The following is a 23,180-nucleotide window of genomic DNA, read 5'->3' on the forward strand; positions in this document are numbered from 1 at the left end:
CCCATGCCCACACCATCCGCCGGCGCCCGCATAGCCACCACGGTGATCTCGTGCGTGGCCACGCTCGCCACCCTCACCGTGACCGCCCCCACCGGGTCGGCCGCGCCGGCAGCGTCACCGCAGCACCCCACCTGTCGCACCGCCGATCAGCTGAGCCTCTCCGACGTCGTCGATTTCACCGCCGCGAGTCTGCGACGGTCGATGCCGTCGGCGATGGCTCCGGCCATCGAGGCCGCCGGCGCCACGGTCAGTGGCTGGCTCGATCGGTCACGGGTGAGCGCACTCGCCGTCATCGATCCGGCCGTCGACGTGTCGCAGGAAACCGCCGCCGGCGGCATGCACTCGTCGAATGCACTTGTGCAACAAGTGATCGCGATCAAGAACGGTACCTACCGCACGCAATACCGCGCGAGCGACCTGACGCTGAACGAGGCACTCGAGGACTCGCTACTCGGTCTGGAGCTCGCGGCGAACTTCTCGCCGGTGTTGTCCACCGTGCCGGAGATCGCGGGCCTTCTGGGCAAGTACGTCGAGGCGTACACCACTCAGAACTGTCTGGCCGGGCCGGGGCCCGTCCATCAGCGGTCCCCGCTCCCCGCCCCAACCACGATTCCCGCGCAGGTGATGACCGACGTACGAAAGGTCGACCTCGCCGACGCCACCTGCGCGCCGATCGCCTCAGAGAGCCTCGGCCAGTTCACCATTCGCGTCCTCCGCGAGGAGCGTGATCGCGTGAGCCCAGCCCAGCGAGGTTCCTACGATGCCGAGGGCAAACGTATCCTCGCTGCGCTCAACACCATTCGCGTCCCCAAGAATGCACTGCCGCTCGAAGCCGCCGACCTCGGCACGCTCGGTACCGTCCTCGACATCCTGGGACCCTTTCCGCTGTACGTCGGTGGGGTGGTGCGACAGAGTGACGAGCGCAGCTGGTCCCAAGCGATCCCGGCGTCACAGGTCCAGCTCGACGACGCCTTCGACATGGCCGAGGCTGCGACCGATCTCCTCGACGACATCGCCACAGTGGGCGCGACCGTGGTGTCGGCCGTGATCGGTCTCCCGGACGTCGTGAACGCCGCCGGCCCCACCTACGTGCTCAAGACGACACAGGGTGTTCTGGAGTCACTGTGCTTTTCCGACACCCGCCATCGGGTGACGGCGCCGTCGCGGCGCACCAGCTCTCGGCCGCACTGAGCGGTCGCCGGCGGGCTGACGGGGAATTAGCGTGGTTGCCATTGATACCGGCGCCCGCGCATTCATCGCGCGGCCCGAATGCGGAGCCAGCGACACCACGCGACGATCAGTGCTGCCACCCGATGGATAGGCCGTTCTCCACCCGGGCCACACATGGGTGTTTCCCAGACAGACGATCGTGCGCGGTGGCCTCGCCCTCAGAGACCGACGCCGTCCTCATCGTCGGCGGTCAACTGCACAGAGCAACAACACTTATCCGATCGTGGACAGTTCTCGCGACCCTCGACAACGGTATCGGCGTCGACAACGAAGAACAGGGCATTCCGGTTGCACTCTGCGAACGTCCGCACGACCCGAAGAACCTGTGGCCGACGCTTCGCCGTCTGGGCCGACGCGACCCGGTCGGGATGGTCGCCGCCCCAGCGCCGAAAACCACAACGTGACGCACGTCACCGGGATAGCGTGAACGGACAACGCGGTTCAACAGCCCCGGTTGGTGATGATCATGACGCTCGCCCCGCACCCCACCCACACTCGCGACGACTTCTCCTCGCTACGCAGCGGCGGACTGAGCTGGGAGTCCTTCCCGCTGAGATTGTTCGCCAAGGGAAACGCCAAGTTCTGGGATCCGTTGTCGATCGACTCCAGCCAGGACGCCGACGACTGGGCCGGACTCAACGACGAGCAACGCCGCAGCAGCACCTATCTGGTGAGCCAGTTCGTCGCCGGTGAAGAGGCGGTCACCCAGGACATCCAGCCGTTCATGAACGCGATGGCCGCCGAAGGGCGTTTCGGCGACGAGATGTATCTGACCCAATTCTGTTCCGAGGAAGCCAAACACACGCAGGTGTTCCGCCTCTGGATGGATGCGGTGGGGCTCACCGACGACCTGCAGTCCTATGTCGCCGACAACCCCTACTACCGGCAGTTGTTCTACGAGGAGCTGCCCGCGTCGCTGCATCTGCTCGACCGAGATCCCTCCCCGCGCAACCAGATTCGCGCGAGCGTCACCTACAACCACGTGATCGAGGGCAGCCTGGCGCTGACGGGCTACTACGCGTGGCAGACGGTGTGCACCCGCAACAAGATCTTCCCCGGCATGCAGCAGCTGATCCGTCACATCGGCAACGACGAACGTCGGCACATGGCGTGGGGCACCTTCACCTGCCGACGACATGTGGCCGCCGACGATTCACTCTGGGATGCGGTGACCGAGCGGATGGGTGAACTGTTACCCCTCGCGCTGGGGATGATCACCTGGGTCAACGATCAGTTCGAGGAGGAGCCGTTCGGCATCGACAGCGACGTGTTCCTCACCTACGCCGCCGACCGTGCCCAGCGACGACTGTCGGCGATCGAATCCGCCCGCGGTCGTGACGTCGCCGAGATCGACCTCGACCACTCCCCTGAGACGCTCGAGGACACCTTCGGTGCCGAAGACGAGCGCGCCCTCGACGCATCGGCCTAGGCATCTGCGCGCGAAGTGTTCGCGCTCACCGCTTTACCTCCCGCTCACCGAACTCCGTGAGCGGGAGGTAATTCGGTGAGCGGGAGCCTCACCCGGCAATACCCAGCCGCGCCATCCAGGCCCGCAGCAGCGGTACCATCTCACCGCGTTCGAGGGTTGCCCACGTCCATCGCACCACCATGAGACCCATCGCCCGCAGCTCGTCTTCACGCACCTTCTCCCGCACCACCGCGTCGGCAGGTGTCTCGCCGGGCCGGAGCAGACGTCCGTACTTGTGCACGCCGTCGAATTCACCGATGAGCCGACGCTCCCACTCGAAGTCGCAGCGATACTCCGACCGACTCCGGAACATCGATTGGAGTCGGGGTATCGGTAGTCCCGCGTCGATCATCTGTGCACGACTCCACGATTCGCCGACACTCTCCGACAGTCCGTCGGCCAGGGCGATGGCGCGGCGCGCCGCACGAATACCTGTTCGGCGCCCAGCGGCGAGGAGATCGGACATCAGGTCTCGATCGGCGCCATGACGCAGTGCTGCATCGAAGACGGTCAGCGCCTGGGCAAAGTCGCCGGTGACCGCGACGTCGACTGCCGTGCGTTCGAGTGAGGTCACGGCGATCTGGTCGATCACCGTGACGTCTTCGGTGTGCAGTGCACCGGAATGGATGTGGCGATATGTGCGGATCGAGCCGCCCGAGGAACGCCCGTTCGTCACGTGAACGCGATCGCGATCGGGCTTGAGGGTGCCGAGCCCGTGAACAGCGGCGGCGGATGCATGACTGAGCGGAAATCCGCCGGCCGACTCCGACGTTGCGACGGCCACGCACCGGAGTCGATACAGCTCGTCGCGACCACCGTGACCGGCGAACCGGCCGGGGTCGGCCACGAAGACGCCGGGCACGAGCCGGATCAGCTCACCGCGTCGCACCGCCGCGGCAAGCTGCTTGTCGGACACATCGTGTGCGAGAGCCGCGTCACGACGGATCAGACCGAACTGGTCGGCTGGAAGGCCGGAGATGGAAAGCGTCACACCCATACAGACGCCGCCGGGTCCGATCAGGTTCACACGCCGTCATTCACGCGAACGCTCGCGCTCACCGCTTTACCTCCCGCTCACCGAACTCCGTGAGCGGGAGCCAAATCGGTGAGCGGGAACGGCCCCGAACACGCGAAAGCGGGGCCCGACCAGACCGGCCGGACCCCGCTCACGAAACAGCTACAGCGTCAGTACTTCTCGCCTGCCGCGGCCTTCTTGACCAGCGACTCCGGCGGCTCGAAGTGGCTGCCGTACTTGGCGGCGAGCTCACGCGAGCGGTCGACGAAGCCCTGCAGTCCACCCTCGTACTGGTTGATGTACTGGATGACACCACCGGTCCAAGCCGGGAAGCCGATACCGAAGATCGAGCCGATGTTGGCGTCGGCGACGGAATCGAGAACACCCTCGTCGAAGCACTTCACCGTCTCGAGCGCCTCGGCGAAGAGCATGCGCTCCTGCAGATCCTTGAACGGCACATTGCCCGAGCCCGACTTGAAGTGCTCGCGCAGACCCGGCCAGAGCTGGGTGCGCTTGCCGTTCTCGTCGTAGTCGTAGAAGCCCTTGCCGTCCTTCTTCGAGGTACGCCCCTGCTCGAGCATCCAGTCCACCACCGCGAACGAACCGTGCTCCGGGTACGGCTTGCCCTCGGCCTTGGCGCCGGCCTCGGTCTCCTTGCGGATCTTCTGCATCAGGGTGAGCGTGAGCTCATCCGACAGCTGCAGCGGCGGGGCCGGGTAACCGGCCTGGCTGCCGGCCTGCTCGATGGCGGCGGGCTCCACACCCTCACCGACGGCGGCGAGTGCCTCGTTGATGAAGGTGCCGATCACGCGGCTGGTGAAGAAGCCACGGCTGTCGTGGACCACGATCGGGGTCTTCTTGATCTGCAGCGTGTAGTCAATAACCTTGGCCAGCACCGCATCCGAGGTCTTGGCGCCACGGATGATCTCCACCAGCGGCATCTTGTCGACCGGCGAGAAGAAGTGGATACCGATGAAGTCTTCCTGACGCTTCACACCCTCGGCGAGGATGGTGATCGGCAGGGTCGAGGTGTTCGAGCCCAGGATCGCGTCGGGTTCGACGATGTCCTCGATCTCCTGGAACACCTTGTGCTTGACCTCGACCGACTCGAAGGCGGCCTCGATCACCAGATCAACGCCCTTGAAATCCTGCGGGTCGATGGTCGGGGTGATGCGGGCGAGCAGCGCGTCGGACTTCTCCTGCGTGGTCTTGCCACGGGCGAGAGCCTTGGCCTCGAGCTTCTCCGAGTAGCCCTTGCCGCGCTTGGCGGCGTCGAGATCGATGTCCTTGAGGACGACCTCGATACCGGCCTTGGCCGACACGTAAGCGATTGCCGCACCCATCATTCCGGCGCCGATGACGCCGACCTTCTTGGCGGTGTACTTCTCGTATCCGGCCGGACGCGAGCCGCCACCGTTGATGTGGTTGAGGTCGAAGAAGAACGCCTTGATCATGTTCTGCGACACCTGGCCGGTCACCAGCGACGTGAAGTAGCGGGTCTCCACCAGATCGGCATCGTCGACGTCGACGTAGGCGCCCTCGATGGCAGCGGCCATGATGGCACGCGGTGCCGGCATCGGTGCACCCTTGACCTGCTTGCGCAGCAGAGCCGGGATGGCCGGGAGCATCTGCGCCTTGGACAGCTGGGCTGGACCGCCGCCGGGGATCTTGTATCCCTTGACGTCGAACGGCTGCTGGCTCTCGGGATGCTCGGCGATCCACGCCTTGGCGGCGGGGACCAGATCGTCGACCGAGGCGACGACCTCGTTGACCAGACCGGTGTTCTTGGCATCCTCGGGCCGGAAACGCTTGCCCTGCAGCAGAACTCCCATGAGGGCGGTCTGGATGCCGAGCAGACGCACGGTACGGGTGACGCCGCCGCCACCGGGCAGCAGGCCCAGGGTGACCTCGGGCAGGCCGACCACGGCGCCCTTGACGTCGGCGATCACGCGGTAGTGGCAGTGCAGCGCGATCTCCAGGCCACCGCCGAGTGCGGCACCGTTGATGGCGGCGACGACCGGCTTGCCCAGGGTCTCGATGCGGCGCAGGTTGCGCTTCATCTCGTTGGTGCGGTTCTCGATCTCGGTGGCGACGGCCACCGGATCCTCGTCACTGCGATCGGTGGTCATGTCCTTGAGGTCGCCGCCGGCGAAGAAGGTCTTCTTGGCGGAGGCGATGATGACACCGGAGATGTCGTCCTTCTCCGCCTCGAGGCGGTCGGCGATCTCGGCGATGGAGGACATGAACAGCGCGTTCATGGTGTTGGCGCCCTGATTCGGGTCGTCCATGGTGAGGGTGACGACGCCGTCGGCGTCCTTCTCCCACGAAATCATGTTGTCACTCATGAGTTTTCAGATTCCTTGAGTCTCGAAATCGGTAGGTTGGACGACGATCAGACGCGCTCGACGATGGTGGCGACACCCATGCCGCCGCCGATGCACAGCGTGACCAGGCCGTAGCGGCCGCCGGTGCGCTCGAGCTCGTCGACCACGGTGCCGAGGATCATCGCGCCGGTGGCGCCGAGCGGGTGGCCCATCGCGATGGCGCCACCGTTGACGTTGGTCTTCTCGTGCGGGATCTTCAGATCCTTCATCCACTTGAGGACGACGGCGGCGAAGGCCTCGTTGAGCTCGAAGACGTCGATGTCGTCGACGGTCAGTCCGGCCTTGCGCAGCACCTTCTCGGTGGCCGGGGTCGGACCGGTGAGCATGATGGTCGGCTCGGAGCCGATCTCGGCGGTGGCGACGACGCGCGCACGCGGGGTCAGGCCGGCCGCCTTGCCCGCGGCCTCGCTGCCGACGAGCACGATGCCCGAGCCATCGACGATGCCCGAACTGTTACCACCGGTGTGCACGTGGTTGATGCGCTCGTAGTTGTAGTACTTCTGCAGCGCCACGGCGTCGAAGCCGCCCATCGCGCCGATACCCTCGAAGGCCGGCTTCAGCTTGCCCAGTGCCTCGGCGGTGGTGCCGGGACGACGGTGCTCGTCGGTGTCGAGCAGGGTCACGCCGTTGATGTCGCGGACCGGGACCACGGACTTGGCGAAGTAGCCTGCGCTCCACGCCTTCTCGGCGCGGGCCTGCGACTCGGCGGCATAGGCGTCGACGTCGTCGCGGCTGAAGCCTTCCATGGTGGCGATCAGGTCGGCACCGATGCCCTGCGGGGCGATGTAGTTGTCGTAGCTGGTGGTGGGGTCCTCGAAGAGGGCACCGCCGTCGGAGCCCATCGGCACGCGCGACATCGACTCGACGCCGCCGGCGATGACGAGGTCATCCCAGCCCGAGGCGACCTTCTGAGCAGCGAGGTTCACGGCTTCCAGGCCCGAGGCGCAGAAGCGGTTGACCTGGGTGCCCGGAACGGTCTCCGGCAGGCCCGAGACCAGCGCGGCGGTGCGGGCGATGACCGCACCCTGCTCGCCGACCGGGGACACGACGCCCAGCACGAGGTCGTCGATGGTGGTGGGGTCCAGATCCGGATGACGGACCTGCAGTTCCTTGATCAGCCCGGAGACCAGGTCGATCGGCTTGACGGTGTGCAGCGAACCATTGCGCTGCTTGCCGCGCGGCGTACGCAACGCCTCGTAGATGAATGCGTTTTCAGGCACTCGACGTTCCTTTCACGATGACCCGGCGCAGGGCACCGGGCAGCCTGGGAGTTGCACTACTGCCACGAGGCTAACCCCCGATAACAGAAAAGACCATAGCAACTGGTCAGATAGTCGCGATACCGCGCCAGCGTGGGCTAGTCTCGATTCACCATGAGTATCGACGAGCGCCCCGCGAACGCCATCGGGCGCACCGGTGTGCGGGCCGCCCGATCACGGGAACGCAAGAACCAGCTCGCCGACATCGCCGCCGGACTCTTCCTCGAACGCGGGTATGCCCATGTGTCGGTGGCCGATGTCGCCCGCGCCGCCGGCGTCACCGGACCCGCGCTCTACCGGCACTTCCCCGACAAACAGTCGCTGCTGCTCGCCGCCGTGCTGCGCGGGGTGGAGGAACTCGAGGAGTGCACGGTCAGCTCGGTGCACGACCGCTCCGATCGCGCCGACCTGTTCCGGGTGTTGAGCTCGGTCGCGGTCTCACGACCCGCCACCGCGGTGCTGTGGCGCGCCAACAGCGTCTTCCTCTCCGACGAGCAGAATCACGAGATCGCCGCCCGCACCAAGGCGATGCTCTCGCACTGGTCACAGGGGTTGCTCGGTCCCGAGCGTGCAGCCGCACCGGGCTCGCGCACCCTGTCGTGGGCGATCATGAGCGTGGTGGGCAGCGTCTCGGTGCACCACACCCGGTTGTCGTCGGTGCGCGCCCGCGCGCAGATCGCCGAGGTGATCGAACGTCTCATCCGCCTGTCTCCCGACGACGCGCCCGCCCAGCGGCGCCGGCAGCGCGCCGAGGTCACCTCCCCGACGCGTCGCGAACAGATCCTCGACGCAGCCGCCCAGCTGTTCATGACGCGCGGCTTCGCCCATGTGGGGATCGACGAGATCGGCGCTGCGGTCGGCATCTCCGGCCCGTCGGTGTACAACCACTTCGATTCCAAACGCGCGATCGTCGCGGGAATCGCGCGGCGCAGCGGTAACCGGCTCGAGGCCGACGCCGACGCGATCTTCGCCGCGGCGGCCCGCCCGCCCGAGCTGCTGGCCGGACTCGTGGACTCGTACGTGCAGATCATCACCGAGACCCCCGACCTGTCGGTCGGATTCGACAACACCTATGTCCTCGCCGACGCCGACGGTGAGACCACGCGCGAGTTGCTGGCCGTCCAACGCAACTACGTGCGCCGATGGATCTCGTTGCTCCAGGAATGCCGCCGGCGCGATGGCCAGGCGCAGCTCGACGTCGGCGAGGCAGCGCTACAGGTTCATGCGGCGTTGAGTATCGCCAACGACGCGGTGCGGATGGGCCGAAACGCCAACCGCGCCGATTTCCCCGCCGAGCTGGCCTATCTTATGAAGGGTGCACTCGGACTCATCGGCGACGGACGCGGGGACAGCTGATTCGGGAACCCCCGACCCCAGCACACCCGACTCCACACCGGTCGCCACGTCATCGGTCTCCGATGCGCTGACCGATCTGTTCGGCGGCGCCGAGCGCACACGCACCCGCGAGGACATCCTCACCGAGTACGGGATCAGCAACGACCATGCCGACCGGGTGTGGAGCGCGTTCGGCCTCCCACACGATCCGACCGGTGGGCCGGTGCTCACCGACGCCGAATTCGATGCCCTGGCACTGTTCGTGATGGCCGACCGGGATGTGCCGGGTGAGGAAGCCGACGAACGTGCGCTGCAGTACGAGATCGCGACCGCGCGCACCATCGGTCAGACCATGTCGCGACTGGCCGAGTGGGAGGCCGTCCGACTGGCACAGATCGCTCGCGACCCGCGCTTCGCCGACCGGATCCCCGAACTGGCCCGGGGATTCGAGATCGCCCAGACGATGGTGTGGCGGCGGCATCTGGTCGCCGGACTCCAGAATGCGATGCAGAACGACCGGCACGGCGCGAGTGAGACGGTGGTGGGCTTCGTCGACATCGTGGGGTACACGTCGCTCACCCGCCGCATCGACACCGGGGCGCTCACCGACCTCCTCGACGCCTTCGAGTCCAACGCGCACAGCATCGTCACCGACGCGGGTGGCCAGGTGGTCAAAAACCTCGGCGACGGAATACTTTTCACCATCGACAACCCGACGGCGGCCGGCAATGCCGGGCTGGCACTCACGCAGCTCGCCGACGACCAGACCATGCCGCCGGTGCGCGTGGGCCTGGCTTACGGGCCGGTGGTGACACGGTTCGGCGATGTCTTCGGGGAGAGCGTGAACATCGCGGCCCGCCTCGCCGGCGCCGCGCGTGCCGGTTCGGTGCTGATCGATTCCGAACTCGCCGACGCACTCGCCGACGATGACACCTTCTTCATCAAGACCATCCCGACGTTGTCGGTCAACGGGTATCGCCGTCTGCACGCACGGGTTTTGCAGCCCAACCGCAGACACTCCGACTCACGGCGATAAGCGCTCGGTGCGCCTGTACAGCCGTACCTGCGACGGTTCGACACTCAGCTGCACCGCAGTGCCGGCCTCGAGATGCGCATCGACCACCAGATCCCAGTCGGCGTCGGCGACCACATCCGGAATGCTCTCGGATTGCTCTGTCTGACAACGGATCCGCGCGCGATCACCATAGGGCTCCACAGCCAGGATCCGCGCGGCGATGCTCGTGTCGGTCGCAGTGGGATTCACCGACACCGCAGACGGGGGGAAGGTCGCCAACAGCGTCGCACCCGCGTCGACACCGGAATCGACACCGCCGGCGAGACGTCCGATCGGCGTGTCGAGATACGCACCGTCCCACACACCTTCGAGGAGGTTGCGTCCGCCCAGCGATGCGGTGAACGCGGTCTGCGGCGCGGAGAGCACGTCGCGCACCGGACCGCGATCGGTCACCTCCCCGTCGACGAGAACCAGGAGCCGGTGGGCCAGCGTGAGTGCGTCGACCACATCGTGGGTCACGAAAACCGTTGTCTGCGAGCGCCCGGCGATGATGTCGTGCAGCAGCGACCGGATACGCGCCGCGACGTCGACGTCGAGTGCGCGGAACGGCTCGTCGAGTAACAGCAGCGCCGGCTCGGCCGCCAGCGCCCGGGCGATGGCGACCCGTTGCGCCTGACCGCCGGAGAGCTGGGCCGGGCGGCGGGCGGCGAGTTCGGTGGTGGCGGTCTGCTCGAGCAACTCATCGACCCGGCGGCGTGCCTGCATACGCGAGTCGCCGCGCGCACTCGCGGCGAAGGCGATGTTCTGACGGACGGTCATATGCGGGAACAATCCGGCATCCTGTGCCAGCAGCGCGATGCCGCGCCGATACGGCGGGACGAATGTCGACCGCCCGCACAGCTCACGCTCACCCAGCCTGACGGTGGTCCCGGTCCCGCCCCGCAGCAATCCGGAGATCACCGACAGCGTGGTCGTCTTGCCAGATCCATTGGGCCCCATGATCGCGAGCACCTGTCCCGAGGCAACGTCGAGGTCGACGTCGAGATGTGGGACGTCGGAGACGACGTGAGCGCGCAGATGTGACGACCCGCCCGTGTGTGGGTCACCGCTCATATCGCGGCGACACCGCGGCGTCGCCGTGCGCGCCCGTGCACGGCGACCACCACGACCAGTGAGATGGCCACGAGCACCATCGACAGCGGGAGCGCCTGATTCGGATCGTCGATCTGCTGGACGTAGATCGCCAGCGGTGCGGTCTGGGTGATACCCGGCCGGTTGCCCGCGAACGTGATCGTGGCGCCGAATTCACCCAGCGCCCGGGCGAAGGAGAGCACCGCACCGGCGAGCAGTGACGGGATGAGCAGCGGTACGGTGATCCGCCAGAGCACCCGCGTGGGCGAGGCCCCGAGTGTCGCGGCCACCTGCTGGTAGCGGGTGCCGGTGGTCCGCAATGCACCCTCCACGCTGATCACCAGGAACGGCAGTGCCACGAAGGTCTGCGCCAGCACCACTGCAGCGGTGGTGAACCCGATCTCGATTCCCCACGCGGACAGGTGCTTTCCAATGAGCCCGAAGCGGCCGAAGGTGTAGAGCAGAGCCAGACCGCCCACCACGGGAGGGAGCACCAGCGGCAGCAACACCAGCGAGCGCGCGATCCGCATGACCACTCCGTCGTGTGCGGCGAACACCATCGCCATCGGCACACCGAGGAGCAGGCACAGCAGCGTGCTGAGCGCGGCGGTCTTGAGCGACAGTTCGAGGGCCTGGCGCGACGACTCGGAGCCGACCAAGGAGGTGAAGTCGTGCCACGGGGTCTTCTCGACCATTGCCAGCGGCGGGAGCACCACCAACGCCATACCCACGACCGCGGGCAGGTAGGCCCACAGTGGCAGGTCTCGTACTCCAGAACGCATCAGCACTCACTCACGCTGTCGCCTCATCGTCGGCACAACCTAGGGTGCGCCGAATCCCAACGAGGTCAGGACGTCACGCCCTTCGGAGGAGAGTACGAGCGTCTCGAACTGATTGCCCAGATCCTGCTTCGAGGTGCCCTTGACCACGGTGATCGGGTACTTGTTGACCACCGTCGCGAAGGCCGGGTCCTCGACGGTGGTCACCTTGTCGCCCGCGGACTTGGCATCGGAGACATACACCAGACCTGCGTCGACCTGACCGGTGGTCACCTTGGTGAGTACCGACGTGACCGAGGGCTCCTCGGTGACCGGCTTGATGGTCACACCGGCGTTGCGTTCGACCGCCACCGAGGCGTTGCCGCAGGGCTGCGGGACGGCGCACTGAGCGGTCGTCACGTCGGAACGCTGCAGATCCTTGAGTGAGTTGACGCCCTTGGGATTCCCGGGGGCGGTGACGATCACGAGGGTGTTGGTGGCGAAGGTCTTCGGGTCCAGTGCCTTGTCGCCGATCTTGGTCATGTTCTTCTCGTCGGCGCTGGCGAACACGTCCACCGGAGAGCCCTGGTTGATCTGGTTGGCCAGGGTGGCCGAACCGTCGAACTCCAGTTTCACGGTCACACCGGGGTGGCTCTTCTCGAACGACGAGGCGAGCGTGGTGAAGGCGGTCTTGAGCGAGGCGGCAGCCGACACCGACAGATCGGTCGAGGCGGCCGCGGAACTGCTCGCCTGCGCGGTCACCACCGACGGTGTGGTGCCGTCCGAACTCGACGACGACTCGCCGTTGTCGCAGGCGGCGAGACCACCGGCGGCCGCGAGTGCAGCTACCGCGACCCCGGACACCCGCAGAAGAGTCGAGCGCATCATGACATGTCCTTCTTCTCGATGATCACGTTGGTGGCCTTGATGACCGCGGTCGCCAGCACGCCGGGCTCGAGCCCGAGCTCTTCGACCGCCTCGGTGCTGATGAGAGAGGTCACCTCGAACGGCCCGCACTGCATCCGGACCTGCGACATCACCGCATCCGATCGCACGTCGGTGACTAGTCCTACGAAGTGATTTCGTGCCGAACGAACGATCCCGGAACCGTCGTCGTCGGCGTTTTCCGGTGCACGTCGCTGTGCGAGCCGCGCCAGCTCACGGCCGTCGATGGTCGCACGGCCAGAGGCGTCGTCGACGGAGGTCAGCTCGCCGGCGGCGATCCAGCGGCGCACGGTGTCGTCACTGACGCCGAGCACGTCGGCGGCATGGCGAATACGCAGACGCGTCATCAGAGTCGCTCTCTATCCGATTCTGCGGTCACAAGTGCGAAATATAGCTGATCGGCCGTTTCAGCGTCCCAACGGCCGGGCGGTGACATTAAGGTCTGTCAGATGAATCGCCTGACGGTGGCCGCGGTCTGCCTGCTCGACGACCGCGGTCGACTGCTCGTGGTGCGCAAGCGCAACACCCACGCCTTCATGCTGCCCGGCGGCAAGCATGAGCCCGGGGAGACCGATATCGAGGCGGCGATCCGGGAGGTCCGCGAAGAGGTAGGCCTGAACGTCGACATCCTCACACCGCTGGGCCGCTGGGTGTGTCCGGCGGCAAATGAGGCCGACACCGACGTGGAGGCCACGGTGTTCGCGTCGCAACTGCGCGGCGAGCCGGTGGCGGCAGCCGAGATCGCCGAGATCGCATGGATCGATCCGAGGGCGCCGCTGGACGCCGGCCGCCGGGTGTTCGCCCCGTTGATGACGCCGGTGTGCGAGGCCATCGCCGAACGTGAACTCAGCTGAGCTGAGTCACTTCAGCTCGGCGCTGCTCTTGCCGAGGAGTCGGCGAGCGATGATGAGCTGCTGAATCTGTTGCGTGCCTTCGAAGATGTCGAGGATCTTGGCGTCGCGGGCCCACTTCTCGAGCAGCATGACCTCCGAAAAGCCGAGTGTGCCGACCAGTTCGACGGCCTTGGTGGTGGCGTCGGTGACCGCGCGGCCCGCCTTCGCCTTGGCCATCGAGGCTTCCTTGGAGTTGGGGATGTGGTTGTCGGCCATCCACGCCGCGCGCAGGGCCAGCAAGTAGGCCGCCTCCACATCGGCTTCGAGCCGGACGTATTCGGAGACCGCGTAATGCTGTGAGGCCAGCGGCTTGTCGTAGTCGACCTCCACGCCGGCGTCGGCGAGGACATCCCGAAGCTCCTCGAGTGCCGCACGTGCCACGCCGACTGCCATACCGGCGACCACCGGTCGGGTGTTGTCGAAGGTCGCCATCGCACCGGCGAAGCTCTTCTCGACGTCGATGTCGGGGGATCCGAGGAGGTTTTCCGCCGGGACGCGGACGTTCTCGAAACGCAGGACGGCGGTGTCTGATGCCTTGATCCCCAACTTCTCCTCGAGCCTGTCCACGGTGAGGCCCGCAGTGTCGCGGGGGACGACGAAACTCTTGATGGCAGCGCGGCCGGCACTCTTGTCGAGAGTCGCCCACACCACCACGTGATCGGCACGAGAGCCGGCGGTGACGAAGATCTTCTCGCCGTTGATCACATAGTCGTCGCCATCGCGGGTCGCGGTGGTCGAGATCGCTGCGGAGTCCGACCCCGCACCCGGTTCGGTGATCGCCATGGCCGCCCACACCCCGGCGAATTTCTCGAGCTGTTCGGGAGTGGCCACCGCCGCGATGGCCGCATTGCCCAGACCGCGGCCGGGCATCGACAGCAGCAGTCCCAGATCACCCCACGAGACCTCGAGGGCAGCGAGTACGGCGACCAGAGATGCTTCCGAGCGCTTGTCGGCGGCGGGCTCAGCGGTAGCACCCGCCTTCTCGGCATCGTTGGCCAGTTTCGCGAGGTCGTCGAGTTCGGTGGGATATTCGTGTTCGGCGAGGTCGTATTTGCGCGCGATGGGCCGCAGGACGTGCTCGGCGGCAAGATGCGTGCGCTCGACGGTCGCGGCCAGCTTCTCGGAGAGTTCGAGGTTGATCGTCATCAGTCGCCTTTCGATGCCCGCCCTGTCACGGTCTGTGGCTAACTTACTACTGAGTAAGATCGATCGCCAGGGGTTCGGATGGACCGATTTCCGATTTCCGCGCCAAGCGCCCATGCATAGGGTGCGGTCATGACGTTCCCCGTACGTACCGCCACCGGTGACACCGAACTACGCGCCGCCGACCATCTCTTCGAGGTCGCGTTCGGACGTCTCACCAGCGACGTCGTCCGATCCTTCGTTCGCACACTCCTCGAACCCGACAGCGTGATCGTCGCCGACGACGCCGGCCGCCCGGTGGGCACGGCGCTGGATTTTCCGATGTCGATGACAGTCCCGGGTGGTGGTGGACACCGCACGCGTGAGGTGGGCGTCCGGGCGGTCACCGGTATTGCGGTCGCCCCGACGCATCGGCGCCGCGGCATCCTGCGCGCGATGATGACGACTCTGTTGACCCGCGCCGATCCGGTGGCCACACCGCTGGCTGCACTGACCGCCACCGAGGGCGGGATCTATGGCCGGTTCGGGTTCGGTGTCGCCACGGTGGGTGAGCAGCTGTCGGTCGATCGTCGATTCGCCACGTTCCACCGCGGATTGCCCGATCCCGGTGGGGTGGTGACGCTGCCCTTCGATTCCGACGAGGTCCGAGCGGCGTTGCCGGAGATCTATACGCGATGGCAGCGGTCGACGCCGGGTGCGCAGCCGCGACCGCGGTCGTTGTGGGAGCTGGAGTTCACCGATCCGGAGGAATTCCGACGTGGACGTTCGGAGAAGTTCCTGTTTCTTCACGACGACGGCTATGCACTGTTCCGGCGAAGTTCTGACCGGACCACAGCGCATGTTGTCGAGCTCGTCGCCGTCACCGAGACTGCACGACTAGCACTGTGGCATGCGCTGTGTGGACTCGATCTGGTCGAGACGATCGAGATCGTCACAGCGCCCGGCGATCCCGCTCCGCTGTATTTCGAGGATCAGCGACTGACGAAGACGACCGGACGCTATGACGAGGGGTGGCTGCGGATACTCGACGTTGCCCGTGCATTGGAGGCACGGACCTACGGGCGCGACGGCCGGGTGGTGATCGAGGTGAAGGACGAATTCTTTGGCGTCGGTGGCACATTCGCACTGACGGTCGGCGGCGGTGAGGCCACATGCGTACCGACCACGGCGACAGCAGATCTTCGTCTACCCATCGACACGTTGGGCGCGTTGTACCTGGGTGGGCGGTCGGCGGTGCAGTTCGCCCGCGCCGGACGGCTGGACGCACGGACTCCGCAGATGCTGCACCACTTCGACGCAGCGATGCGCGGCGACGTCATGCCACAACTCGGGTGGCACTTTTGAGTCCGCAGTGATCCCGCGTCAGAACGGTGGCGAGTCTCGGCCTTCGAAGACGCCTTCGAGGGCTGTGCGGTTGCGTTCGCGTTCCTGGCGTCGGCGGGCGTGTGTGTCTGCCAGGCGTAGTCGGCGCCTGGTGGGTGATTCGGGTGTGTTCGGTTGTGGCGGTGGGTGTTTCGGTGGTTGCGGGTCGGTGAAGGTGATGTCCCGCAGCGTGGGGAAGAGATCGTCGCCGGATTCGGCATAACCGTGGATCGTTGCACCGTTCTGGGTGTAGAAGACCTGCCGGGCTTTGCCGGTGGCGTCGATGTATTGATCATCGAGAAACACACCATCGGTTTTCATCTGGTGATGCATCCGGCACTTCGTGGCCAGCCCTGCTGCGGTCGTCTGGCCACCAGCTGCCGGATTGTCGTGATCGTATTCGTGCACATGATCCAGATCCCCAGCGAAGGCGGGTTTGTCGCAGCCGGGCACCGTGCAGTAGCCATCCCGGATACGAATGAACAGACTCATCGCCGTGCTGGGCCGATACGGATCCGACGGCAGATGCGGAAGTAGTGGTTTCCCGGCCGGGTTGACCGGCCTGATGACCGCGCCGGCGCGTTGGGCTAACTCCCGCACATAGTCACCGGAGATCACACCGTAACCATCCATGAACCCCACACCCGAGTGACGCGGGGAATAGGCGCGCTTGGTCCTGGGCTCGGGCTTCGCGGGTACCGACTCTTTATCGGCGGAGTGGGACTCTGTGATCGGATCCGATTCAGCCGCAACAGGTTCAGCAGACTTCGGGTTGCGACATCCGCGAGTTTCTGTCCTCGACTGTGCGCTCTCGGCGTCGAACAGTGCAGGCTCGGCATCGTCGGCCTCAGCAGCAGCTTCTGTCGCTTCCGGCTCCGGCTCTGGTTCGTCGAGTGTCGCAGCTTCGGTGATCACATGGATGATCACTTGCGCCTCAGCCGCTTGCACCATCGCCGGCGCGGGAACCGTGGCGTCACACTGGTCGCCGCGGTCGCATTGGCACTCGAACAGCTCCCCTGACAACAGGGCGAACACCGCATCGGAACGACGCGCGCCGTCACGCCGCGGATCAGCGTCGCACACGCTGTTCGCAAGAGCGTCGACGCGCGCGGCGGCGACGCGCACGTTTTCGGCGGTCATCGACGCATGCAGGACCGCCATACCGTCAGTGGAGTTCTCGGCCCACACCCGACGGCCTTCTTCCGACGCCTTGCGGCGTTCACGCACCGCGGCGGGGTCGTGGCGGAACACGATCCGATCACACACATCCCGCAACCTCTGCAGCGACCAGCTGCCTTGCCGCCGCAACGCGTCAGCGAGTTCCTGGTCGACCAGGGGTGCGTAGTCCTGTCCGCCGACCAGACCCGTACGAGCGACGATCGTGCGGACGTGCCCGCCGGCGATCACCCCATCGTGCAAGCACTGCGCCACCGCAGGCAGCGTGTTGAACAGGTGCATCGCATAACCCAACTCGGTTTCCACCGAGCCCTGGCTGCGACCCACCATCATCGCGATCTCATTCGCTGCCCGCGCGTGTGCGTCATACACACGCTGATCGGAGTCCATATACGGCGCGACCAGTCGTTCGTACACCTCCGACATCGCCCGCAACCGGTGCCAGTCCATCAACGCACTAGCACGCCGCGCCGACACCACGACCGCACCCAACCCGGCGGCATCCACGTCATCCAACGACTCAGGCAGTCCCAATACGGAGAGATCCGGCTCTGACTCAACTGACATCGGAACCCCCTCCCGGCGGACGAACACGACTCGAACCATCTATCGAATACATGTTCGATTCTACCGAGAAAAACCCACCCCGGCAAGGGAAAACAACCACAAACCGGACCCACGCCAAAGATCATTCACGCGAATGACAAAAGGAACCGCGCCGGGTCACACCGTCACAACGCGCCTCGCCTCATCAACAACGAATTGATCTGCGGTGCAATCGAATCGATGAGACGCGATCCCAGCGCGACGTTCGGATACATCTCGATCGGCCGACGGCGCACGGCGGTCTCGATCCAATCGGCGGCGTCATTCACGGTGAGCGCCGGCGCGTGATCGTAGTCGGCAGTCGGGGCGATCATCGGAGTCCGGACCAATGGAAATCCGATCGAGGTGACACGAATTCCCCTGTCGTGCAACTCCGTATCGACGGAGCGCCCGAATGCGATGAGTGCGGACTTCGATGCCACGTACGCCGCGAAATCCGGTACCGCGCCCATCGCCACACCCCATGTGCCGACGTTGATGATGTGCCCACCACCGGCGGCGACCATCGAATCGAGCAACCCCAGTGTGAGCCGCACCGGGCTGTAGTAGTTCAGCGTCATGGTGCGTTCGTAGTCATGGAAGCGATCAACCGTCTGCAACACCGGTCGCCGGATCGAGCGGCCCGCATTGTTGACCAGAACATCCACGTGCCCAACGGATTCGAGAATTGACTTCGCCAGTCCGTCCACGGTGTCGAGGTCGGAGAGATCACACGGCGCAACCGTCGCAGCTCCACCGGCATCGGTGATCGCCGCGGCCACCTCGTCGAGTTCCTCGACCCGCCGCGCGACCAGCACCACATGCGCACCCAAGCCACCCAGACGTAGTGCAGCCGCACGACCGATTCCCGACGACGCACCGGTCACCACGATCACGCGCCCGGCGATGTCGTGTCCGCCATTCCCGATCAGCGGGAGCCGTCGGCGAACACCTTCGACGAGAGTGACCGGCGCCTGCAACGCCGCACTGGTCACCACGGCGTTGACCCGGCGAAGAACTGCGTTACGTAGATCACTCATCTGGTCATGCAATCACAACGGACCGACCTGCACCGGCAGCGGGTGACAAGCCCGGTACCGACTCCGCAACCTGTCAGCGGCAACCTGTCGGCGACAGTCCGTCAGCCTCAGTCCGTCAGCGCGAGCGCGGCGAGCGGGTCGGAGTACACCGCGTCGAGTGACACCGCACCCGAGGCCTGCTGCTGAACAGTGGCTCCCGAGCGGGTCACCCGCACATCGCGCACCGCCGCCACCGATGTCGAGCGCACCGACCGCGCCACGGTCGACAATGTGGCCGGCGAATCCGTGAACGCCTGTCCACCGAGGATCACGTGATCGGGGTTGAAGATGTCGGAGATCAGGCCGACCGTGCGGCCGAGGATCTCGGCGCGCTCCTCGAGGAGCTCACGCGCGATCGTGTCGCCCGACTTCGCCGCGCTGTGCACGTCCTCGATCCGAGTGACGGCCAGACCGGCGGCCTTGGCGGCCTGCACCACACCGGTGTCGCTGACGGTCGACTCGAGCTGGCCGGTGCGATAGGGGTCGAGCAGACGCGTCGCACCGGTCGGGAAGTGTGCGATCACCGGCGGTCCGGCGGTCGGCGTGTAGACGGTCCCGTCCATCGTGAACGCCACGCCCACCATCTCGCGGGCATAGAAGTAGAGGAAGCTGCCACCCTCGTCATCAGGGTTGACCAGCAACTCCGCGGCGGCCATCGCCTCCACGTGGGAGGCCACTGAGACGGGCAGACCGATCGTGTCGGCGAGCACGCGCCCAACGGGAGCCTCACTCCAGCCGAGCCGCGGGTTGTCCACCGATCCGTCGGCCAGCACGCGGCCACCGAGTGCGACACCGGTCCACAGCAGTCGCTTGCCCGGCCACCGCGACACGAAACGGCTCGCGCTCAACCCGATCGCGGTCAGCACCTCTTCGGGATCATCGGACGTGGGCGTGGCGATCTGAATCGCACCGACCACACGGTGCAGCAGGTCGTGAGTGGTGATCGAGGTGACCTTGTATCCGATGTGGATGCCCACAGTGAGGAAGTCGGCGACGTTCACCTCGAATGGCAGTCGGGGACGCCCGATCGCTCCGGCCGGGGCGAGGTCGGCGCGCTCACGCAACAGACCGCGCTTCAGCAATGCGCTGACCTGGCGGTTCACCGTCGAGATACTCAAGCCGGTCTGCTCGGCGGCGACGTCGCGGAACACCGGTCCCTGCAACCGTGCGACCCGCAGCACCAGTGCGGCAGGCTTGTTCGACAACTGCAGCGTGGGCGTGGCGATGTGGGGGGTGGACTGACGCCCGCCGGCACTACCCCCGCGCGCATTCCCACTGCGCGCATTCCCATTGCGCGCATTCCCATTGCGCACATTCGCCCCACGCACATTCCCCGTGCGGGGTGATTCGGCGATGGGGGGAATCGGACGTCCTCGCAGTGAGATGGTCGGCACCGCCCGTGGTGACGGGCGAACGGCAGAGTGATCGAGTGTGGTGGTCATGATTGTCCTCTGTGCAGTGCTCAGCGCGCACGCTTCGGCGCGGTGATCTGGCGAAATGGGCTGGTTGATTCGGAGAGATCAGCGCATTCGACAACAGAGAACGCGGGCAAAAGGCAGACGGCAGCCCAGCGCGGTGATCACGTAGGTGACCTCCGGGATGGCATTCGTCGTGCTCCGCATGGCATGACGGTAGCAATCCGAGTCGGTCGCGAGCAACACTTTCGGCACCGCAGATATGCGCTCGGCAGCATCAACGTCCCAGGTCAGGCCTCGATGATAGCCAGCGCGTTGGTGACGCGGATGATTTCGATCAGCCTGCGCGAAAGATCGATCGACTTGGTGAACTCGCGCATAACAGCTTGATAACTTCGGTTGCAGCACCTTTGTTAGTAGGATGAACTAACACGGTGCTCGACACATCACCGCTGGTGACAGGCGGTCAACCCGCCCGCACCACTCCCGTGCGCCTCACCCGCCGAGTCCAAGAGAAGCTGGCACCGGCCGACACCCGGCGCCACCATCTGTCGCTGGTGCTGCAGTGCCTGCACGACGAGGGCGAGCTGAGTCGGGCAGACCTGGCCCGCGCGACCGGTCTGACGCGAGTCACCATCTCCGACCTCGTGACCGAGCTCCTCTCCGACGGGTTGGTCGCCGAACTGGGACCCAAACCCGGTGTCCGCACCGGGAAGCCGGCGATCCTGCTCGGCACCGTCCCCAACGCCCGACTCATCGTGGCGCTGGACCTGTCCGACGACACCGCATTGCGCGGCGCTCTCATCGATCTCGACGGCGAGGTGGTTGCCCGCGACTCCGCCGAACTGGGACACGCACGCGGCACCGACGCACTCGAGCTGGTCGCAGAACTGGCGGGTCGACTGGTCGCGGCGTCGCAGCGGCCGATTCTCGGCGTCGGCGTCGGCACCCCGGGTGTGGTCGACGACGACGGCGTGGTCCGCCAGGCCCCGAACCTGGGCTGGTTCGATCTGCCACTGGCACAACGACTCACCGAGCGGCTGGGGATACCGACCCACGTGGCCAACGACGCGAATATCGCGGCGCTCGCCGAATGCACCTTCGCCGACGGCAACGCCGATGGGTTGATGCTGGTGGCCGTCGGTCACGGTGTCGGCGGCGGAATCGTGATGGACCAGACGATCCTGGGTGGACCGTTGATGTCAGCGGGCGAGATCGGCCACATCGTGGTCGATCCGGACGGTGCGCGATGCGTCTGCGGCAACCGCGGCTGCCTGGAGACGGTGCTCGCGGTTCCTCACCTCCGCGCCGCGCTGACATCTGCGGACAGTTCTTCGCTGGAAACGACCTCGGTGCTCACCGAGGTCGGCACGACGCTGGGGGCGGCGATCGCTCCCATCGTCACGACGCTCGGCCTCACCGACGTCGTGCTCCACGGCCCCACCGAGCTGCTGGACGGACCTCTCCTCGAGGCCGTCCGCGCCTGTGTCGCCGCGCGCAGCATGCCGGTGGTCGCCGAGCACCTCGACGTGCGGATGGCCTCGCTTGCCCGCGATGTCGTTCTCACGGGCGCAGCGGCACAGGTCCGCTACGCCCAACTAGGGGTTGTCTGACCGGGGTTCGGACTGTCTTCGGACAGTCCCCGGATTTTCTCCGTGCCAGGACCGGCCCACTCACCGCCAGAAAGAGAAACCCGATGAAGAAGATTGTGCGCTTCACAGCACTGGGTGTGGCCTCCGCACTCGCACTCACACTGTCCGCCTGCGGCAGCTCCGACAACAACGACTCCGGTGGCGGCACCACCACCATCAAGCTGTGGTTGGCCGGCAAGACCGACACTCCCGCCGCGCTGACCCAATGGCTGGAGAAGACCTACGAATCCCAGAACAGCAATGTGAAACTGGAGATCTCCCAGATCGATTGGGGCCAGCTGATCCCTCGGCTGCAGACCGCCCTGTCGAATGCCAACGAGACACCTGACGTATTCGAGGTCGGCAACACCCAGTCGCCCACCTTCACCTCGGTCGGCGCATTCACCGATCTCACCGGCAAGATGAGTGAGCTGGGCTCCGACATCGGTCCCAAGAGCTTCCTGGAGGCAGGCAAGTTCGACGGCAAGCAGTATGCGGTGCCCTACTACTGGGGGTCGCGGTACGTCTTCTACAGCAAGAAGGCGCTCGCCGACGCCGGGGTTGCGGTTCCGACGACACTCGACGAGTTCAACAAGGCGACGGTTGCACTGAAAGACAAGGGCGGCAAGAACTATTCGGGATTCTGGCTGCCCGGCGAGGACTGGCGCAACGGGATCTCCTGGGTATTCGCCAACGGCGGCGACATCGCCACCAAGCAGGGCGACAAGTGGGTCGGCACACTGTCCTCCCCGCAGAGCATCAAGGGCCTGACCGAGTGGCAGCAGATCGCCGAGAAGGGCACCAGCGCACCGAAGGACGGCCTCGACGACGAGTCCTGGGTGCCGTTCAACAATGGCGAGTCGGCGATGTTCATGGCTCCGGGCTGGGCGAAATCGAGCGTCGACCCGTCCAAGGCCGCCGATCTCGGCGCATTCGCACTCCCGGGTGTCGACGGCGGCGCCGCACCGGTCTTCGCCGGCGGTTCGAACATCGGTGTATCCGCCAAGTCCAAGCACCAGGATCTGGCATTCAAGCTGCTGCAGCTGATCTACAGCGACGACTACCAGAAGCAGTTGGCCACCAACGGACTCGGCCCGGCCAAATCCGCATTCACCTCGGCGATGGGTGACGACGTGTTCGCCAAGTCCGCGATCGCGGCAGCTGCGAACTCCAAGCTCACCCCGGCTTCGCCGAACTGGTCGAATATCGAGAACGCCAAGGTGATGGAGGCGTTCTTCGGTGAACTGGCCAAGGGCGGCGACGTCACCACTGTCGCCAAGAAGTACGACGAGAAACTCGAAGCAGAGCTCAACCAGTAATTCCCGAGGGCCCGCCATGTCGGCGACGACATGGCGG

Annotated in this window: 20 protein-coding genes; 9 read left to right on the forward strand and 11 right to left on the reverse strand. The window is 65.9% G+C overall.

The window, feature by feature from the left end; genetic code table 11:
- Nucleotides 1-3 precede the first annotated feature (3 nt).
- From IEW22_RS07680 to IEW22_RS07690, 3 genes are all read left to right on the forward strand, one after another.
- Nucleotides 4-1,191 (forward strand): hypothetical protein, encoded by a 1,188-nt coding sequence (locus IEW22_RS07680; protein WP_188586024.1) that lies wholly within the window; start codon nucleotides 4-6, stop codon nucleotides 1,189-1,191.
- A 185-nt stretch (nucleotides 1,192-1,376) separates the two neighbouring features.
- Entirely contained in the window at nucleotides 1,377-1,634 is a 258-nt protein-coding gene (locus tag IEW22_RS07685) for a hypothetical protein (RefSeq protein WP_188586025.1), read from the forward strand.
- A gap of 62 nt (nucleotides 1,635-1,696) precedes the next feature.
- Entirely contained in the window at nucleotides 1,697-2,659 is a 963-nt protein-coding gene (locus tag IEW22_RS07690; RefSeq protein WP_188586026.1) for a R2-like ligand-binding oxidase, read from the forward strand.
- Nucleotides 2,660-2,747: 88 nt separating this feature from the next.
- Here IEW22_RS07690 and IEW22_RS07695 read toward each other — a convergent pair whose 3' ends face one another.
- The 3 genes from IEW22_RS07695 to IEW22_RS07705 form a co-directional block, all read right to left on the reverse strand.
- Nucleotides 2,748-3,695: a type IV toxin-antitoxin system AbiEi family antitoxin domain-containing protein gene (locus IEW22_RS07695; protein ID WP_188586125.1), complete on the reverse strand. Its 948-nt coding sequence runs from the start codon at nucleotides 3,693-3,695 to the stop codon at nucleotides 2,748-2,750.
- 188 nt (nucleotides 3,696-3,883) lie between these two features.
- Complete coding sequence (locus IEW22_RS07700) at nucleotides 3,884-6,058, reverse strand: 3-hydroxyacyl-CoA dehydrogenase NAD-binding domain-containing protein (RefSeq protein ID WP_188586027.1); 2,175 nt, start codon at nucleotides 6,056-6,058, stop codon at nucleotides 3,884-3,886.
- Between the two features lie 47 nt (nucleotides 6,059-6,105).
- On the reverse strand, nucleotides 6,106-7,317 hold the full coding sequence (locus IEW22_RS07705) for an acetyl-CoA C-acetyltransferase (RefSeq protein WP_188586028.1): 1,212 nt from the start codon (nucleotides 7,315-7,317) through the stop codon (nucleotides 6,106-6,108).
- Between the two features lie 153 nt (nucleotides 7,318-7,470).
- Between IEW22_RS07705 and IEW22_RS07710 the strand changes: the two genes are divergently transcribed.
- Together IEW22_RS07710 and IEW22_RS07715 are read left to right on the forward strand one after the other, a co-directional pair.
- A complete protein-coding gene (locus IEW22_RS07710) occupies nucleotides 7,471-8,712 on the forward strand; it encodes a TetR/AcrR family transcriptional regulator (RefSeq protein WP_188586029.1) in 1,242 nt (413 codons plus the stop codon).
- Nucleotides 8,672-9,727 carry an adenylate/guanylate cyclase domain-containing protein gene (locus IEW22_RS07715; protein ID WP_188586030.1) on the forward strand — a complete coding sequence of 352 codons (1,056 nt, stop codon included), beginning with the start codon at nucleotides 8,672-8,674 and terminating at the stop codon, nucleotides 9,725-9,727. Before IEW22_RS07710 ends, IEW22_RS07715 begins: the two co-directional genes overlap by 41 nt.
- On the opposite strand, the gene IEW22_RS07720 is transcribed toward IEW22_RS07715, so the two are convergent.
- From IEW22_RS07720 to IEW22_RS07735, 4 genes are read right to left on the reverse strand one after another with little or no spacing between them, the layout of a single operon-like run.
- Nucleotides 9,716-10,819: an ABC transporter ATP-binding protein gene (locus IEW22_RS07720; protein WP_188586031.1), complete on the reverse strand. Its 1,104-nt coding sequence runs from the start codon at nucleotides 10,817-10,819 to the stop codon at nucleotides 9,716-9,718. The genes IEW22_RS07715 and IEW22_RS07720 overlap by 12 nt on opposite strands.
- Nucleotides 10,816-11,619, reverse strand: coding sequence for an ABC transporter permease (locus IEW22_RS07725; protein ID WP_188586032.1), 804 nt, complete (start codon nucleotides 11,617-11,619; stop codon nucleotides 10,816-10,818). The genes IEW22_RS07720 and IEW22_RS07725 overlap by 4 nt, the downstream gene beginning before the upstream one ends.
- A gap of 39 nt (nucleotides 11,620-11,658) precedes the next feature.
- Entirely contained in the window at nucleotides 11,659-12,483 is an 825-nt protein-coding gene (modA, locus tag IEW22_RS07730) for a molybdate ABC transporter substrate-binding protein (protein WP_229742294.1), read from the reverse strand.
- Entirely contained in the window at nucleotides 12,480-12,887 is a 408-nt protein-coding gene (locus IEW22_RS07735) for a TOBE domain-containing protein (RefSeq protein WP_188586033.1), read from the reverse strand. The genes modA and IEW22_RS07735 overlap by 4 nt, the downstream gene beginning before the upstream one ends.
- Before the next feature lie 102 nt (nucleotides 12,888-12,989).
- On the opposite strand from IEW22_RS07735, the gene IEW22_RS07740 reads away from it, so the two are divergent.
- Complete coding sequence (locus IEW22_RS07740; protein WP_188586034.1) at nucleotides 12,990-13,394, forward strand: NUDIX hydrolase; 405 nt, start codon at nucleotides 12,990-12,992, stop codon at nucleotides 13,392-13,394.
- 6 nt (nucleotides 13,395-13,400) lie between these two features.
- Here IEW22_RS07740 and IEW22_RS07745 read toward each other — a convergent pair whose 3' ends face one another.
- A complete protein-coding gene (locus tag IEW22_RS07745; protein ID WP_188586035.1) occupies nucleotides 13,401-14,579 on the reverse strand; it encodes an acyl-CoA dehydrogenase family protein in 1,179 nt (392 codons plus the stop codon).
- Between the two features lie 129 nt (nucleotides 14,580-14,708).
- Here IEW22_RS07745 and IEW22_RS07750 point away from each other — a divergent pair, with 129 nt between their 5' ends.
- On the forward strand, nucleotides 14,709-15,920 hold the full coding sequence (locus tag IEW22_RS07750) for a GNAT family N-acetyltransferase (RefSeq protein WP_188586036.1): 1,212 nt from the start codon (nucleotides 14,709-14,711) through the stop codon (nucleotides 15,918-15,920).
- 18 nt (nucleotides 15,921-15,938) lie between these two features.
- Here the strand turns inward: IEW22_RS07750 and IEW22_RS07755 are convergent, their stop codons facing one another.
- The 3 genes from IEW22_RS07755 to IEW22_RS07765 form a co-directional block, all read right to left on the reverse strand.
- Nucleotides 15,939-17,681: an HNH endonuclease signature motif containing protein gene (locus tag IEW22_RS07755; RefSeq protein ID WP_188586037.1), complete on the reverse strand. Its 1,743-nt coding sequence runs from the start codon at nucleotides 17,679-17,681 to the stop codon at nucleotides 15,939-15,941.
- Nucleotides 17,682-17,845: 164 nt separating this feature from the next.
- Nucleotides 17,846-18,739, reverse strand: coding sequence for an SDR family oxidoreductase (locus IEW22_RS07760; RefSeq protein ID WP_188586038.1), 894 nt, complete (start codon nucleotides 18,737-18,739; stop codon nucleotides 17,846-17,848).
- Between the two features lie 107 nt (nucleotides 18,740-18,846).
- The gene (locus tag IEW22_RS07765; RefSeq protein ID WP_188586039.1) at nucleotides 18,847-20,220 is read right to left on the reverse strand and encodes an ROK family protein; all 1,374 of its coding nucleotides are present in this window, start codon (nucleotides 20,218-20,220) and stop codon (nucleotides 18,847-18,849) included.
- A 407-nt stretch (nucleotides 20,221-20,627) separates the two neighbouring features.
- Between IEW22_RS07765 and IEW22_RS07770 the strand changes: the two genes are divergently transcribed.
- Both IEW22_RS07770 and IEW22_RS07775 read left to right on the forward strand, forming a co-directional pair.
- Complete coding sequence (locus tag IEW22_RS07770) at nucleotides 20,628-21,806, forward strand: ROK family transcriptional regulator (protein ID WP_229742295.1); 1,179 nt, start codon at nucleotides 20,628-20,630, stop codon at nucleotides 21,804-21,806.
- Between the two features lie 83 nt (nucleotides 21,807-21,889).
- Nucleotides 21,890-23,143, forward strand: coding sequence for an extracellular solute-binding protein (locus IEW22_RS07775; RefSeq protein WP_188586040.1), 1,254 nt, complete (start codon nucleotides 21,890-21,892; stop codon nucleotides 23,141-23,143).
- Nucleotides 23,144-23,180 lie beyond the last annotated feature (37 nt).

The organism is Gordonia jinhuaensis (genome assembly GCF_014639795.1).
GTDB classification, from domain to species: Bacteria; Actinomycetota; Actinomycetes; order Mycobacteriales; family Mycobacteriaceae; genus Gordonia_B; species Gordonia_B jinhuaensis.